This window comes from Priestia sp. D51 (assembly GCF_053345675.1).
Genome location: NZ_JBLTIR010000001.1, coordinates 478,140 through 492,465, shown reverse-complemented (window position 1 = coordinate 492,465; position 14,326 = coordinate 478,140). Strand labels below are relative to the sequence as shown.

Here is a 14,326-nt window from a genome sequence, read left to right as displayed (position 1 = left end):
GAGATACGCGCATGCCTGTTTTTTCTCACATCAAATGACGTTTCAATGTAAACCTCTAAATTGCTAGATTGCTGTACGTATGTAAAAGAAAAAACTCTCTTACTCTCCTAATCCGCTTTTTAACTGTAAGTACTGCACAGCATATGCTGTTTTTGCATCGTAAATTTCTTTGTTTTGAATAAGAGTAAGGGCCTCATCTACAGTAACTTCCATCACTTCAACAAATTCATCTTCGTCCAATTCCGCTTTGGTGGTCATCACTTTTAAATCTTCTGCTAAATAAACGTGAACCAACTCATCTGCAAAACCTGGCGATGTGTAAAAAGAAATAATATGGCTAAGGGAATCTGTTGTATAGCCCGTTTCTTCTTCTAACTCACGTTTTGCCGTTACAATCGGCTCTTCTCCTTTTTCCAGCTTGCCGGCTGGAATTTCCACTAAAATACGATCCATCGGTCTGCGATACTGTTTGACCATAACCATTTTATGATCGCTTGTTAACGCAATGACAGCGACAGCTCCAGGATGCTTAACTACTTCTCTTGTACTCGTTTTTCCGTTCGGAAGCTCTACTTCTTCTAAGTACAAATCAATCACTCTGCCTCCAAACAGCTTTTCAGAAGACCGCATTTTTTCTGTTAAATGATCCATTTTCTCCACCTCGTTCTATTTTTTTGACTCTTACATATATTCTATCATACGAATCTTGGGAGGTAGAAAAAATGAAAGTTTATGTTCACGAGAAGCAAATCATTTTAGTCGGTAAAGCATGGGAAATTAAGCAAAAGTTAAAAGAATACGGCGAACAATTTCAGTATGTTGATGAGTGGACGAACGCTATCTCTCAAAATTTTAATTCTTACAAACAACAAGCAGACTGCAGACACTAATTGTGCTGCAGTTTTTTAATCTTCTTATTTGAGTTTCTCTCTATCATAGCGCTACAATAGATAGAAACAAGTAAAAAATAAGGAGTGGCATATATGGAAAAAAGACGCTTAGGTACTTCAGATTTGCTGGTCAGTACATTAGGTTTAGGATGCATGTCTCTTGGCACGGAACAGAAACACGCTGTCAATATGATTGATGAAGCTCTGGAATATGGCATTAATTATTTTGATACAGCAGATTTATATGACTTTGGCTTAAACGAGGAGTTTGTGGGACAAGCTTTAAAAAACCGCAGACATGATATTGTTTTAGCCACAAAAGTAGGAAATCGCTGGAATGATGCAAAAGACAGCTGGACGTGGGATCCGTCTAAAGCTTACATAAAAGATGAAGTAAAAGAAAGCCTGCGCCGGCTTCAAACGGATTACATCGATTTATATCAACTGCACGGAGGGACTGTTGAAGACAATATTGAAGAAACGATTGAAGCATTTGAAGAATTAAAACAAGAAGGCGTCATTCGCTACTATGGTATTTCATCTATCCGCCCGAATGTGATTCGAGAGTATGTGCAAAACTCTTCTATTGTCAGTGTCATGATGCAATACAGCTTGTTAGACAGACGTCCTGAAGAAAGTGCACTTCCCCTTTTGCACGATAACGGCATTAGCGTTGTAGCCAGAGGTCCAGTAGCCAAAGGGCTGCTAACCGAAAACGGAGAGCAAAAGCTTGCTGCATTCGAAGGTAAGGGATACTTAGACTATAGCGGTACGGAATTATCAAAAACGATTGAAGCATTTCGTCACGTACGACCAAATCACTCTCTGAATTCAACTGCACTTCAATACTGTTTAGCTAATCCTGCGGTAGCCTCAGTTGTAGCAGGAGCAAGCTCTTCTTCACAGCTTCGTGAAAACGTAAAGGCTGTCGAGACCTCCCCGCTACAGCCTACTGAAGTGAGCAAGCTGCACTCGATTTTTAAAGCAAATCAATATGAAGCTCATCGTTAAAAAATAAAAGCGCCTTTATCGGCGCTTTTATTTTTTAAACTCGGACCAGTTCATATCACTTTCATTTAACAGTTCTTCAAACGATTTATTTTTTTCTTTTTCTTTTCGAATTCGAGCAGCTTCTTTACGTTCTGTTTCTTTCTGCTCTTCTTCTTTTAAAGAAAGCGCCTGTTTTTTAGCCTGAAGCTGTTTTAATAAGCTATCATTTAGCTGATCTTTGATACTGAGCTGATCATTTTGTTTTTGTGCTGATTGTTTTTGCTTTTTTTTAGCCATCACAATTCCCCCGCTACTTTAATTGAGAGATATTGTATCATATTCTTGCTTTTGTTACCAAAAATCAAAATGCATCTAGTTTTACATGTTCATCAATGATTAAAGTTGGCTCTGTAGACTGTTGAATATCTTCTACCGTATAGCCTTTCGCTACTTCGACAAGTTTTAGGCCTTCTGCCGTAATGTCAATTACCGCTCGATCTGTAATAATACGATCTACTACCCCTTTTCCTGTCAGAGGGAGGGTGCACTCATTTAAGATTTTAGGTTGGTCTTTTCTCGTCACATGTTCCATAATAACAATGATGCGCTGCGCTCCATGAACTAAATCCATTGCACCGCCCATTCCTTTAATCATTTTTCCAGGAATCATCCAGTTAGCTAAGTCACCAGTTTTTGAGACTTCCATGCCTCCTAAAATCGCAATATTAATATGCCCTCCGCGAATCATGCCAAACGATTCAGCACTGTCGAAGTAAGAAGCCCCTTTTGTCGCCGTTACGGTTTCTTTGCCTGCATTAATTAAATCAGGATCTACTTCTCCTTCTTTCGGATATGGTCCAATGCCTAACAGACCGTTTTCGGACTGAAGCACAACCGTTTTATTATCTGAGATATGATTAGCCACAAGCGTTGGAATACCAATTCCAAGGTTTACATAAAATCCGTCCAAAATTTCTTTTTCAGCACGTTTTGCAATTCGCTCTCTCACGTTCACGCCGTTTTCAATCATGAAAAATCTCTCCCCTTTTGTTATTTTTGAACGGTTAAACGCTCAATACGTTTTTCTTGTTCACCAATAATTAACGATTGAACATATACACTAGGTGTGTGGATAATATTTGGATCAAGTGAACCTGTTGGATGAAGTTCCTCTACTTCTGCTATCGTCACTTTTCCTGCTGCTGCAATCATTGGGCTGAAATTGCGCGCTGTCTTGTTATACACTAAATTCCCCATATGATCGGCTTTCCAAGCTCTAACCAAACTAAAATCAGCTTTTAACGCCTCTTCTAGTAAATATTCTTTCCCATCAAACACACGAACTTCTTTTCCTTCAGCAATGGGTGTTCCCACTCCCGCTGGTGTATAAAATGCAGGTATGCCCGCTCCGCCGGCGCGAATCTTTTCAGCTAGCGTGCCTTGAGGTAGCAATTCTACTTCAATTTCTCCTGACAATACTTGTCTTTCAAACTCTTTATTTTCTCCCACGTAAGAGCCAATCATCTTTTTAATTTGTTTGTTTTTCAGAAGCAGTCCAAGTCCCCAGTCGTCTACGCCGCAGTTATTTGAGATTACGGTTAAATCTTTTACCCCCGTTTCAACTAACGCTAAAATCAAATTCTCCGGAATTCCACATAAACCAAAACCACCGACCATCATCGTAGCACCGTCGTGAATATCTTTCACCGCTTCTTTAAACGACGTATGTACTTGTTTCATACATAACCACCCCTTCGTTATTTTTGAAAACGCTTTCTAATCTATTATAAAAGATTTTTATTTCTTTTTAAATATATATATAACTAAAAATTATAATTTAATCATTTTTTTGTCAAAAAAGTTATATTAGTAGACAAAATTCAAAGAAAAACAAAAACGCCACGAGTTCCAAAGCAGTATGTTTGGAATCTGTGGCGTTGTGATATAGCTTTAATGTTTGTTAAAGCTATATCAAAAATTAAGGACGTTCAACGATTGTTGCAACACCTTGGCCTCCGCCAATACATAACGTTGCTAAACCAAGTTTTGCGTCGCGTTTTTGCATTTCATGAATAAGTGAAACCAGGACACGTGTACCACTTGCACCAATAGGATGTCCAAGCGCAATTGCTCCACCGTTTACATTTAAAATATCATGGTTAAATTGAAGTTCACGATCCACAGCGATTGACTGTGCAGCGAATGCTTCGTTTGCTTCTACTAGTTGAACGTCTTCTAATGAAACAGCAGCTCTTTCAAGCGCCTTTTTCACTGCGCTTACAGGACCGATTCCCATAATGCTTGGGTCTACTCCAGCAGTTGCATTAGCTTTAATAGACACTAATGGTGTTAGGCCTAACTCGTCTGCTTTTTTACGGCTCATTACCACTACTGCAGCTGCACCGTCATTGATACCAGATGCATTACCAGCTGTTACTGAACCGTCTTTTTTGAAAGCTGGACGTAGCTTTCCTAGACTTTCAGCCGTTGTGCCTGCGCGTGGGAACTCATCTTGTTCAAAAATTGTTACTTGGCCTTTTCTTCCAGGCACTTCTACTGGCACAATTTCATCTGCGAAACGGCCAGATTGAATAGCTGCTTCTGCTTTTTGCTGACTTGAAGCTGCAAATGCATCTTGTTCGTCGCGAGTAATTTCATATTTATCACACAGGTTTTCAGCTGTAACGCCCATATGGTAGTCGTTAAATGCACACCATAATCCATCTTGGATCATGCTGTCGACTACTTTTTGATCGCCCATTTTAAACCCGTTGCGTGCATTTTTTAATAGGTATGGTGCTTGGCTCATGTTTTCCATTCCACCAGCAACAATCACATCAGCATCCCCAGCAAGAATCGCCTGTGTAGCGAGATGTACTGCTTTTAGTCCTGATCCGCATACTTTATTGATGGTTAATGCTGAAACAGTTTCAGGTAACCCTGCTGCTAAAGTTGCTTGTCGTGCTGGATTTTGTCCTAAACCTGCTTGTAAGACATTTCCCATAATAACTTCATCTACTTCGTTTGCTGATACCCCTGCTTTGTTTAAAGCTTCTTTGATTACAGTACCACCTAAAGTTGTTGCGGATACATTTTGTAAGCTTCCCCCAAAGCTGCCGATTGCTGTACGTACAGCGCTTACAATGACTACTTCTGTTTGACCCATGTCGAAAACCTCTCCTTACTGTTTGATTACTGTGATTAACTGTCACTTGTATTAATTTCGACATCGCTTGCGAAATTCCTCTTTTTTTGTAAAAATTTATAATTTTTATTGAATTTTAATTTTTTAGAATTAAAATAAATATTAGTAAGCGTTTACATTGTGGGAGGAGAGCGGTTTATGGGATTTCCTGAAAAAGTAACAATTATAGAAGTTGGTCCACGAGATGGACTTCAAAATGAAAAAAATTTTGTTCCAACTGATAAAAAAATTAATTTTATCAAAAAATTAAAAGATGCTGGACTATCTGAAATCGAAATTACATCCTTTGTTTCTCCAAAATGGGTTCCTCAAATGAAAGATGCTTCTACTATTGCACCTATATTCCAGCCTGATACATGCCGAAACATTGTACTGGTGCCGAATCAAAAAGGCTTGGAAAAGGCACTGCAAGCTGATTGCCGCTCGGTTGCGCTTTTTATTGGCGTAAGCGATACTTTTAATCAAAAAAATATTAACAAAAACACCGAAGAAGCTGTTCAAACGCTGCTTCCTCTCATTCAGCAGCTTAAGCAGCAAGAATGTTTTATTCGCACCTGCATTTCCACCGCCTTTTATTGCCCATATGAAGGAAAAATAAATGAACGTGACGTGCTGAGCCTTTGCGAAAGCTTTGTGGAAGCTGGAGTAGATGAGCTAAGCGTTGCCGATACAATTGGCATGGCAAATCCTAAAGATGTATTTTCACTTTTCTCGAAATTAAAACAAAGTTTTTCCCACACGCTACTTGCTGCGCACTTTCACGATACGAGAGGATTGGCTATTGCAAATATCTATGCAGCTCTGCAAGCCGGTATTAACAGGTTCGATTCATCCGCTGGCGGGCTAGGAGGATGTCCATTTGCTAAGGGAGCAACGGGAAACGTAGCTACCGAAGATCTTGTCTTTATGCTTCATGAAATGGGTATTTCCACTTCTATTAATGAAGAAAAGCTGCTCGAAGCGGTCGATTTTATCGCTCCTTACATTTCAAGACCGATTGAAAGCAAGCAATACTCTTTATTTGCACAGCGTTAAAAATTAGGTTTTTATGAGAGCGATGCTATAATAACTAATAGCTATATTAACAAAAGGAGCCGCTAATCATGAAAAAATGGCTATTATTAGTAGGAAGCGTTCTCGGAGCATTTGCCGCTCTTGGCATCTTTTTTACAAATCAAATGATGTACATCCGTAAAAAGACCGACAAAGTTATTATTGACCGCGATACGGAAGATGGCTTTTATGATGAGAAAGTCTATAGCACTCTTCCTAAAGAAGCATTTGTACTTCCTTCTTCTCTAGGCTATAACATAGCTGGGACCGTTATTAAACAACACGATCACAACCGATTTATGATTCTTTCGCATGGAGTCACAGTTCATTCACTGAATTCTATGAAATATGCTCGGCTTTTTCTGAAGCTTGGATGGAACGTCGTTCTTTATGATCATCGCCGTCACGGCAAGTCTGAAGGGAAAACAACGAGCTACGGCTATTATGAAAAGCTGGACCTTCAATCTGTTGTTCACTGGGTAAAAGAACAATTCGGTTCAACTATTTCCCTTGGGATTCACGGGGAGTCTATGGGAGCTGCGACCACTCTTTTGTATGCTGGAATGGAAGACGGAGCTGATTTTTATATTGTCGACTGCCCTTTTTCAGACTTGGAAGAACTTCTTGCCTATCGCTTAAAACAAGATTTCCATCTGCCCAAACAGCTTGTGATGCCAGCAGCCAATATTATTTTAAAATGGCGAGAAGGCTATTCATTTAAAGACGTATCCCCCATTTCAGTCGTAGATCAAATAAAACATCCTGTTCTGTTTATCCATAGTAAAGAAGATGACTATATTCTTCCTAAAATGACGGAGCAGCTGCATGCCAAAAAAATGGGTGCAAAACGGATGTATTTGGCACCTGTAGGCACTCATGCCCGCTCGTATGCTGATAATCCAGGGGAATATGAACAAGTTATTGAATCATTTTTAGAAAAAATACAAAAAGAAGCGCATTAAAGCGCTTCTTTTGTTTTATCGATGAATGACATGCGCGGATTTAAAATTTGAGAAGGACATTTTAGCATAAACGCATATGCACTTTCATTGTAGTCAACCGTCATATTATCATCTAGAAATACTTGCTTTGTTTTTTCGACAAGAACGGGAACAAAGTTCGTCTCGATGGTCACATCATCGCTCTCTTTTTCATCAACAATCCATAGCGTCGTTACACCGCTCACCACACAGCCGCATCCATCCGTATCGTATTTCAATTTTAAATATAGTGAAGAATCTTTTCCGTACTTTTCTTGTATTTTTGTTATTGCTTTATCTGTAAAGGTAATATTCATTTTCCTTTAACTCCTTTTAAACTAATTGTATAAACAAACGAAAATTGCTTATATAATGAGTATAATACACATCTTGCTTTCATTAAACTCTGGCGCTTCATATAGGTGTGTACAAAAAGGAGGTTTTTCTATGTCAAAAGTACAAATTAAAGTAATGGATAACGGTTCTTTCCGTGTCACTGGAGACGTTGAATTAATTGATGCAGACGGCAATAAATTTGAAACAAAGCCGACATTTTCACTATGCCGATGTGGCCAGTCGCAAAAGATGCCCTTTTGCGACGGAAATCATAAAGGAAAATTCGACTCTTGTGTGCGCGCTGCAAAAGTTTTAGACGAGCAGTAGATTCATAGAAATACAGCTTTACTGAACGAAAGCATTAACGAAAAACATTGATAACCTGTGATTAAAGCACAGGTTATTTTCTATTAAACGCATCCCCTGCCAATTTTTCTACGAGCCCCGGGGCAAGCTGATACACCTTCGAACCCATGTTCATCCACTTAGGCAAGTTGACTTCTCGTTTTGGTTTCCCAATAATATTGACCGTTTTTTCAGCTACGTATTGAGGTTTTAACATAAACTTTTCTACACTTTTTTCATAGTTTCCTGACTGATCCGCTATTGAAAAAAAGTTGGTTTGAATAGGACCTGGATTCACTGCGGTTACATAGATATCCGTTTTTGCTAATTCCATTCGCAGGCTGTTGGTAAACCCTAGCACGGCATGTTTAGAAGCTGAATAGCCACTGGATTTAGGCGTTGCCAGTTTGCCTGCTTGAGAAGCAATGTTAATAATATGTCCTTTGTTTTCTTTTAGCATATAAGCTAAAATTTCTTGTGTACATGCAATTAATCCAATAACATTGACTTGAAACATTGATGCAATTGTCGAAATGGATGCTTCTTTCACTTCTTCAAATACACCAAAGCCTGCATTATTAATCAGCACATCAACACGCTTAATTTCACTTATCATTTTCTGAACAACACTTATGACTTCCTCTACGTTCGCTACGTCAGCTTTATATATGTAAGAGGTAATCCCATACTTTTGATTAATTTGCTCAGCTACTCGCTGCAGCTTTTCTTCTGTACGTGCAAGTAAAACGGGGACGCCCCCTCTTTTGGCCACTTCATAAGCTAAATGTTCTCCAAGACCTCCTGAAGCGCCTGTAATCACGACATGTTGGTTCTTTAACGAGGATTTCAAATATAACACACCTTTTTTGTAAGTTAAGAGCACACAGAATAAATAAGCGTACTTTCCTTTTCATGTGTACTGATTTTATTTGCATCTTCTAAAAAATCGAGCTGACCAATTGTTTCAGAAAGAGTTAGCCCTAGTTCTTTTTCATAAATAGTAGGAAATAGCTGTTTGCAAATATCAAACGCTGTTTGAGGGCGTTCTTTTATCATGCTAAGCACTTTATCCGCTCGGTCGCTTTGCTTTTGTAACCTCTCTTGTACAAGTTCACGGACATGTAATACTTCATCTCCATGACCTGTATAGATACAGCTTATCTCTAAGTCAAGCAGACGTCTTAACGAATGATTATATTGAAGAAGCGTTTTAGGCCGCTCGCCGCTTGGTTTCATAGGAGGTTCAATAAGCGGATTAGATGAAATATGCTTTAACAGCAAATCTCCTCCAATCATAACCGCTGTTTTTTCATTGTATAATGCAATATGGCTTTGAGCATGACCGGGCACTTCAAGCACTTTCCAACTCTCTAGGCCCGGAATGTAATCTCCTTCCTGCACAGAAGTTGTAAGAGAACGGTGACATGAATACTTCATTGATGCTTTTAAACGTTTTAAATAGGGGCGAAATCTTTCATCTACACCCGCTTTCATAAAGTGATCTTCAAAAAACGCATCGTACCACTCAAAAAAATCCGGATTCTGAGAGATCCAAGGCTGATTTTTCGCATGACCGACTATGGCGATATCTTTATCAAAAAAATCAAGCATTCCTACGTGATCAGGATGGTGATGAGTTAGGACAACTTGTTTAATATCATCTGGTTTTAATCCTATTTCATTAAGCTTTTCTTTAAATACAGACCACGCTGCCTCCGTTTTAATACCAGCATCGATTAGCGTAACGGTCTGACCTTTTATAACAAAAACATTCACATCTCCTACCGCAAAAGGAGTAGGCAGCACAATTTTATACAATTGCTCATTCATCTGTATTTTTGCTCCTTTACCATCGCATTTTCTTTTAAGTTTACACGATTTTTCCCCTTATTTATACAATTGCTTTCGTTTTCTGAAAATTACATTGACATCCCTCTCTTTTTCATTGCATAATGACAGAAATATAGTGAAGTTTTATTCATATCTTTAGATAACTATGCATTTTATAAAGAAGAGATACACAAACACAAACCTTTAACAGATACTGAAATTTCAGTATCTGTTTTCATTGGATAGCAAATGACTGGAGGAAATTTTAATGAAAACGGATTTAAACATCGCCTTTATTGGAGCTGGATCAATGGCTGAAGCCATGATCTCAGGGCTGCTGTCAGATAAAAAGCTTCGCCCCAATCAAATCACCGTAACAAATCATAGCAGCGATAAAAGACTTCACGAACTTCGAAACGCCTATGGAATTAACATTACGCGTAATCATGCCTTGTTAATAGAAAAAAGCGATATCGTCGTGCTTGCTATTAAACCAAAAGACGTAGCCGAAAGCATCAATACGATTAAGTCCTATATTCGTCCCCATCACCTCGTTCTCTCTGTTTTAGCGGGTGTATCGACTGCCACAATTGTAAACTTGTTTGACCAAGAAGTAGCGGTTGTAAGAGCTATGCCAAATACATCTGCTTCTATTGGATTATCGGCTACAGCCATTGCACCCGGGAAGTTTGCTACAGCGGAGCATATGAACGTTACTACTGCTTTATTTGAAACGATTGGTACGGTTACAACTGTAGAGGAAGAGCAGCTTCACGCTGTAACAGGACTATCTGGAAGCGGCCCAGCGTATGTCTATTATCTAGTAGAAGCAATGGAAAAAGCAGCTGAAAAACAAGGCTTGGATACGTCAGTGTCAAATGAACTAATTCTTCAAACGCTTATCGGTGCTGCAGAAATGCTGAAACAGTCACCTAAAACACCGGCCGTACTTCGAAAAGAAGTTATGAGTCCTGGCGGTACAACAGAAGCAGGAATCGAACAGCTTATTTCTCATAACTTCCAAGAAGCGATGATGCAGTGTATTGAACAAGCTACCATTCGCTCTAAATATTTAGGAGATACGATTGACGAAAAAATCTCGAGTAAACGTTCGTAAAGGTTCACCTCTTTCTAAAAAAAGAAAGAGGTTTTTTTATGATTAAAAATGGATAAGCAGATTATGTGAAAGATATTTCAATGCGGTGATATAATAACTTTTGTTTAGAGTATCGAAATAATTGGAGGTTAAACCGAATGACAACAAAACTATTTTCACCTTATACAGTGAAAGACGTAACATTAAAAAACCGAATTGTAATGTCACCAATGTGCATGTATTCATGCGAAAAAGAAGACGGAGTAGTAACCGACTTTCATATGGTTCACTACACAACTCGCGCGGTTGGACAAGTAGGTCTCATTATGGTTGAAGCCTCAGCTGTCGTCCCACAAGGTCGTATTTCAGCTCAAGACTTAGGGATTTGGAATGATGAGCAAAGAGATGGATTAACAAAACTTGTGACACAGCTAAAAGAAAACGGTGCAAAAACGGCCATTCAACTTGCACACGCAGGACGTAAAGCAACTGTTGAAGGCGATATTTATGCTCCTTCTGCGATTGCTTTTGATGATAAAAGTAAAAAACCTGTGGAAATGACCACAGAACAAATTCATGAAACGATTTCTGCCTTTAAAGAAAGCGCCCGACGCTCAAAGGAAGCTGGATTTGATATTATCGAGCTTCACGCGGCACACGGTTATTTAGTACATCAATTCCTATCACCGCTAAGCAATAAACGCAGCGACGAATATGGCGGCAGCGCAGAAAACCGCTATCGTTTCTTAAAGGAAATTATTGACGCTGTGAAAACAGAGTGGGACGGTCCTTTATTTGTCCGTGTTTCTGCTTCTGACTATACAGAAGGCGGATTAACAGTCGATGATCACGTTGTATTTGCAAAATGGATGAAAGAACAAGGCGTCGACTTAATTGACGTTAGTTCCGGTGCTCTTGTACATGCTCCAATTAACGTATACCCTGGCTATCAAGTTCCGTTTGCAGATAAAATTAAGCAGCAGGCAAATATTGATACAGGCGCAGTTGGATTAATTACAACTGGACGACAAGCTGAAGAGGTTTTACAAAGCGAACGCGCTGATTTAATTTTTGTTGCGCGCGAACTTCTGCGCGATCCGTACTTCCCGCGCACGGCGGCAAAAGAATTAAATGAAACACTTTCAGCACCCGTTCAGTACGAACGCGGATGGTAAAAAAAGACGAGGATATCCTCGTCTTTTTTTATGAAATCGTAAACCTTTTTAAGTCTTCTGCTATATCGGTATTCGGAAAAATTTCTTTTGCTCCTTCTGCTAACTGGCTGACTGCGTCTCCTTGGTAACGCGAACTGATATGAGATAAAATAAGACGCTCGGCCGATGCTGTTTTAGCAATTTCAGCAGCTTCTGTTGCAGTAGAATGAAAATAGTTGTAAGCAAGCTCCTCGTCTCCCGCTGCAAACGTAGCTTCATGGATTAACACATTCGCATGCATAGCAAGCTGAACACTTTGCGTGCACCTTCTTGTATCTCCTAAAACCGTGATGACCTTCCCTTTTTTAGGTTCTCCTACAAACTCTTGTCCATTGATTAGACGCCCATCTTTTAATACTACTTCTTTCCCTTCTTTTAACTGCTGATAATGAGGCCCTGGGGGAATATTCATTTCTCTTAAACGCTGAACGTCCAGTGACCCTGGCAAATCTTTTTCGACAACGCGATATCCATAAGATAAAATGCCATGTTCAAGTTTGCCAAACTCCACTGAAAAAGTTTCATCTTCAAAAATCGTTCCACTTTCACTTTCCTCTTCTATTTCAACAACCTCTAGAGGATATTGCAGATGAGTTTGACTTACAGCAAGCGTGACTTCAATAAATTCTTTAATTCCTTTTGGCCCGTATACAGTAAGCAGCGATTCTCCGCCTTGAAACGAACGGCTTCCAAGGAGTCCAGGTAAGCCATAAATATGATCACCGTGAAGGTGCGTAATAAAAATTTTTTCAATTCGTCTCGGTTTAACGGTTGTATGTAAAATTTGATGCTGCGTTGCTTCTCCGCAATCAAAAAGCCACACCGCCCCTCTTTCTTGCAAAAGTTCGAGCGCAAGAGATGAAACATTCCGCTGTTTTGCCGGTACTCCTGCACCCGTTCCTAAAAATAACAATTCCATTTTCTACTTCCTCCTTCACACGCACAAAAAGCCTGTAAGTATATTATACAGGCTTTTTGCAAACTTACCTATTTGATGCTGTCAAGCGCATACGTAATAGTAGCTAATAACAGCTCAATATCACTTTCCTCAATGTTGAGCGGCGGCGAGAGCGTGAGAACATTATTATAGCCGGCTACCGTTGCTCCATTTTTCCCAATAATGACTCCTTTGCTTTTACATTTAGCAATCACTTCATTTACAAGATTAACGTCTAGCGGTTCCTTCGTTTGCTTATCAGCTACAAGTTCAATTCCGATTAAAAGCCCTTTACCTCTTACATCTCCAACGTATGGGTGGCTATCAATAAGCGGCGTTAGCTCACTTAATACGTAAGCCCCGAGCTGTTTAGAACGATCAAACAGATTTTCTCTTTCCATAATTTCTAAATTCTTTAATGCCAGTGCACACGCAGCCGGGCTTCCTCCAAATGTATTAACGTGGCGAAAATACTCGTACTGATCGCTATCTTTGAACGCTTCATAGATTTCTTTTTTAACAGCAGTTGCCGAGAGCGGAAGATATGCGCTTGTAATTCCTTTTGCCATGGTAATGATATCTGGTTTTACATCGTAGTTCATAAAACCAAAGGCTTCTCCTGTACGTCCAAAGCCGCAAATAACTTCATCTACAATTAGAAGTGCACCGTGTTTTTCACACGTTTCTTTTACGCCTTTCATATAATTTTGAGGCGGTAAAAGAATTCCTCCACCTGTAATAATTGGCTCCATAATAACAGCGGCAATCGTTTCGCTTAGCTCCCACGTCATGACATTGTCAATATCTTTTACAGATTGAAGCTTCTCTTTTGGCGCATGGTAGTCATCTTGCCCTCGGTATGAATCAGGCGGCGCAACGTGAATAAAGCCAGGAGCAAGCGGTTCATATTTATATTTACGCTGAGCTTGGCCCGTTGCTGCTAGTGCGCCCATTGAATTTCCGTGATACCCTCGGTAACGCGAAATAAACTTGTAGCGGGAGTGCTCTCCTTTTTGCTGATGGTATTGACGCACAATTTTGAAAGCCGTTTCATTTGCTTCAGATCCGCTATTTGAAAAGAAGATAACATAGTCATCACCTAGCATTTCATTTAGCTTCTCTGCTAGTTTGATAGCAGGTACGTGAGATTGCGTAAGTGGAAAATAAGCCAGTTCTTTTAGCTGCTCGTAAGCTGCAAGCGCTAATTCATCCCGTCCATACCCGGTATTTACACACCAAAGCCCTGCCATTGCATCTAAATAGCGATTTCCTTGTTCATCTGTAATCCAAGCACCTTTTGCTTTTGTAGCTACCATCGTTGCATCCGGACTGTATGGTTTCATTCCATGCCATACATACTGCTCATCTTTTGCACGCAGATCTTTTTCATTTTGACTGACCTGTACCATCTTATCCACTCCCAAATCGCTAGCGCGTTATTTTTTTCTGT

Annotated in this window: 17 protein-coding genes; 7 read left to right on the top strand and 10 right to left on the bottom strand. The window is 39.6% G+C overall.

What is annotated here, in order from left to right; all coding sequences use genetic code 11:
• Positions 1–99: 99 nt before the first annotated feature.
• Positions 100–651 carry an NUDIX hydrolase gene (locus ACNHOZ_RS02615; RefSeq protein WP_028411551.1) on the bottom strand — a complete coding sequence of 184 codons (552 nt, stop codon included), beginning with the start codon at positions 649–651 and terminating at the stop codon, positions 100–102.
• A gap of 71 nt (positions 652–722) precedes the next feature.
• Between ACNHOZ_RS02615 and mciZ the strand changes: the two genes are divergently transcribed.
• Together mciZ and ACNHOZ_RS02605 are read left to right on the top strand one after the other, a co-directional pair.
• Positions 723–890, top strand: coding sequence for a Z-ring formation inhibitor MciZ (mciZ, locus tag ACNHOZ_RS02610; RefSeq protein ID WP_033579730.1), 168 nt, complete (start codon positions 723–725; stop codon positions 888–890).
• Positions 891–983: 93 nt separating this feature from the next.
• Complete coding sequence (locus tag ACNHOZ_RS02605) at positions 984–1,901, top strand: aldo/keto reductase (protein ID WP_048019790.1); 918 nt, start codon at positions 984–986, stop codon at positions 1,899–1,901.
• Positions 1,902–1,928: 27 nt separating this feature from the next.
• On the opposite strand, the gene ACNHOZ_RS02600 is transcribed toward ACNHOZ_RS02605, so the two are convergent.
• From ACNHOZ_RS02600 to ACNHOZ_RS02585, 4 genes are all read right to left on the bottom strand, one after another.
• Positions 1,929–2,177 (bottom strand): YqkE family protein, encoded by a 249-nt coding sequence (locus ACNHOZ_RS02600; RefSeq protein ID WP_033579729.1) that lies wholly within the window; start codon positions 2,175–2,177, stop codon positions 1,929–1,931.
• Positions 2,178–2,241: 64 nt separating this feature from the next.
• A complete protein-coding gene (locus ACNHOZ_RS02595; RefSeq protein ID WP_028411554.1) occupies positions 2,242–2,910 on the bottom strand; it encodes a CoA transferase subunit B in 669 nt (222 codons plus the stop codon).
• Positions 2,911–2,930: 20 nt separating this feature from the next.
• Positions 2,931–3,620, bottom strand: a complete 690-nt coding sequence (locus tag ACNHOZ_RS02590; RefSeq protein WP_028411555.1) for a CoA transferase subunit A — start codon at positions 3,618–3,620, stop codon at positions 2,931–2,933.
• Positions 3,621–3,858: 238 nt separating this feature from the next.
• Positions 3,859–5,046: an acetyl-CoA C-acetyltransferase gene (locus tag ACNHOZ_RS02585; RefSeq protein ID WP_028411556.1), complete on the bottom strand. Its 1,188-nt coding sequence runs from the start codon at positions 5,044–5,046 to the stop codon at positions 3,859–3,861.
• Between the two features lie 177 nt (positions 5,047–5,223).
• Here ACNHOZ_RS02585 and ACNHOZ_RS02580 point away from each other — a divergent pair, with 177 nt between their 5' ends.
• Both ACNHOZ_RS02580 and ACNHOZ_RS02575 read left to right on the top strand, forming a co-directional pair.
• Positions 5,224–6,120 (top strand): hydroxymethylglutaryl-CoA lyase, encoded by an 897-nt coding sequence (locus ACNHOZ_RS02580; protein WP_048019789.1) that lies wholly within the window; start codon positions 5,224–5,226, stop codon positions 6,118–6,120.
• Between the two features lie 68 nt (positions 6,121–6,188).
• On the top strand, positions 6,189–7,100 hold the full coding sequence (locus tag ACNHOZ_RS02575) for an alpha/beta hydrolase (protein WP_033579727.1): 912 nt from the start codon (positions 6,189–6,191) through the stop codon (positions 7,098–7,100).
• On the opposite strand, the gene ACNHOZ_RS02570 is transcribed toward ACNHOZ_RS02575, so the two are convergent.
• Positions 7,097–7,435, bottom strand: a complete 339-nt coding sequence (locus ACNHOZ_RS02570; RefSeq protein ID WP_028411559.1) for an iron-sulfur cluster biosynthesis family protein — start codon at positions 7,433–7,435, stop codon at positions 7,097–7,099. The two genes, ACNHOZ_RS02575 and ACNHOZ_RS02570, sit on opposite strands and share 4 nt — an antisense overlap.
• A gap of 130 nt (positions 7,436–7,565) precedes the next feature.
• Between ACNHOZ_RS02570 and ACNHOZ_RS02565 the strand changes: the two genes are divergently transcribed.
• Positions 7,566–7,781 (top strand): CDGSH iron-sulfur domain-containing protein, encoded by a 216-nt coding sequence (locus ACNHOZ_RS02565; RefSeq protein WP_028410691.1) that lies wholly within the window; start codon positions 7,566–7,568, stop codon positions 7,779–7,781.
• A gap of 73 nt (positions 7,782–7,854) precedes the next feature.
• On the opposite strand, the gene ACNHOZ_RS02560 is transcribed toward ACNHOZ_RS02565, so the two are convergent.
• Both ACNHOZ_RS02560 and ACNHOZ_RS02555 read right to left on the bottom strand, forming a co-directional pair.
• On the bottom strand, positions 7,855–8,649 hold the full coding sequence (locus ACNHOZ_RS02560) for an SDR family NAD(P)-dependent oxidoreductase (protein WP_168761270.1): 795 nt from the start codon (positions 8,647–8,649) through the stop codon (positions 7,855–7,857).
• Between the two features lie 23 nt (positions 8,650–8,672).
• On the bottom strand, positions 8,673–9,629 hold the full coding sequence (locus ACNHOZ_RS02555; protein WP_028411561.1) for an MBL fold metallo-hydrolase: 957 nt from the start codon (positions 9,627–9,629) through the stop codon (positions 8,673–8,675).
• Positions 9,630–9,897: 268 nt separating this feature from the next.
• Between ACNHOZ_RS02555 and proI the strand changes: the two genes are divergently transcribed.
• A complete protein-coding gene (gene proI / locus ACNHOZ_RS02550; RefSeq protein WP_034270974.1) occupies positions 9,898–10,746 on the top strand; it encodes a pyrroline-5-carboxylate reductase ProI in 849 nt (282 codons plus the stop codon).
• Positions 10,747–10,883: 137 nt separating this feature from the next.
• Positions 10,884–11,900 (top strand): NADPH dehydrogenase NamA, encoded by a 1,017-nt coding sequence (gene namA / locus ACNHOZ_RS02545; RefSeq protein WP_028411563.1) that lies wholly within the window; start codon positions 10,884–10,886, stop codon positions 11,898–11,900.
• 28 nt (positions 11,901–11,928) lie between these two features.
• Here namA and rnz read toward each other — a convergent pair whose 3' ends face one another.
• A complete protein-coding gene (rnz, locus tag ACNHOZ_RS02540; protein ID WP_048019786.1) occupies positions 11,929–12,858 on the bottom strand; it encodes a ribonuclease Z in 930 nt (309 codons plus the stop codon).
• A 68-nt stretch (positions 12,859–12,926) separates the two neighbouring features.
• Entirely contained in the window at positions 12,927–14,285 is a 1,359-nt protein-coding gene (locus ACNHOZ_RS02535) for an aspartate aminotransferase family protein (RefSeq protein WP_048019785.1), read from the bottom strand.
• Between the last annotated feature and the right edge of the window lie 41 nt (positions 14,286–14,326).

What these genes read in the sequence shown, in the direction of transcription:
- mciZ (WP_033579730.1), top strand. Translation starts at nt 723, where the DNA reads ATGAAAGTTTATGTTCACGAGAAGCAAATCATTTTAGTCGGTAAAGCA.
- ACNHOZ_RS02565 (WP_028410691.1), top strand. Translation starts at nt 7,566, where the DNA reads ATGTCAAAAGTACAAATTAAAGTAATGGATAACGGTTCTTTCCGTGTC.
- ACNHOZ_RS02555 (WP_028411561.1), bottom strand. Translation starts at nt 9,629, where the DNA reads ATGAATGAGCAATTGTATAAAATTGTGCTGCCTACTCCTTTTGCGGTA.
- ACNHOZ_RS02535 (WP_048019785.1), bottom strand. Translation starts at nt 14,285, where the DNA reads ATGGTACAGGTCAGTCAAAATGAAAAAGATCTGCGTGCAAAAGATGAG.
- rnz (WP_048019786.1), bottom strand. Translation starts at nt 12,858, where the DNA reads ATGGAATTGTTATTTTTAGGAACGGGTGCAGGAGTACCGGCAAAACAG.
- ACNHOZ_RS02590 (WP_028411555.1), bottom strand. Translation starts at nt 3,620, where the DNA reads ATGAAACAAGTACATACGTCGTTTAAAGAAGCGGTGAAAGATATTCAC.
- ACNHOZ_RS02585 (WP_028411556.1), bottom strand. Translation starts at nt 5,046, where the DNA reads ATGGGTCAAACAGAAGTAGTCATTGTAAGCGCTGTACGTACAGCAATC.
- ACNHOZ_RS02580 (WP_048019789.1), top strand. Translation starts at nt 5,224, where the DNA reads ATGGGATTTCCTGAAAAAGTAACAATTATAGAAGTTGGTCCACGAGAT.
- proI (WP_034270974.1), top strand. Translation starts at nt 9,898, where the DNA reads ATGAAAACGGATTTAAACATCGCCTTTATTGGAGCTGGATCAATGGCT.
- ACNHOZ_RS02600 (WP_033579729.1), bottom strand. Translation starts at nt 2,177, where the DNA reads ATGGCTAAAAAAAAGCAAAAACAATCAGCACAAAAACAAAATGATCAG.
- ACNHOZ_RS02615 (WP_028411551.1), bottom strand. Translation starts at nt 651, where the DNA reads ATGGATCATTTAACAGAAAAAATGCGGTCTTCTGAAAAGCTGTTTGGA.
- ACNHOZ_RS02595 (WP_028411554.1), bottom strand. Translation starts at nt 2,910, where the DNA reads ATGATTGAAAACGGCGTGAACGTGAGAGAGCGAATTGCAAAACGTGCT.
- namA (WP_028411563.1), top strand. Translation starts at nt 10,884, where the DNA reads ATGACAACAAAACTATTTTCACCTTATACAGTGAAAGACGTAACATTA.
- ACNHOZ_RS02575 (WP_033579727.1), top strand. Translation starts at nt 6,189, where the DNA reads ATGAAAAAATGGCTATTATTAGTAGGAAGCGTTCTCGGAGCATTTGCC.
- ACNHOZ_RS02605 (WP_048019790.1), top strand. Translation starts at nt 984, where the DNA reads ATGGAAAAAAGACGCTTAGGTACTTCAGATTTGCTGGTCAGTACATTA.
- ACNHOZ_RS02570 (WP_028411559.1), bottom strand. Translation starts at nt 7,435, where the DNA reads ATGAATATTACCTTTACAGATAAAGCAATAACAAAAATACAAGAAAAG.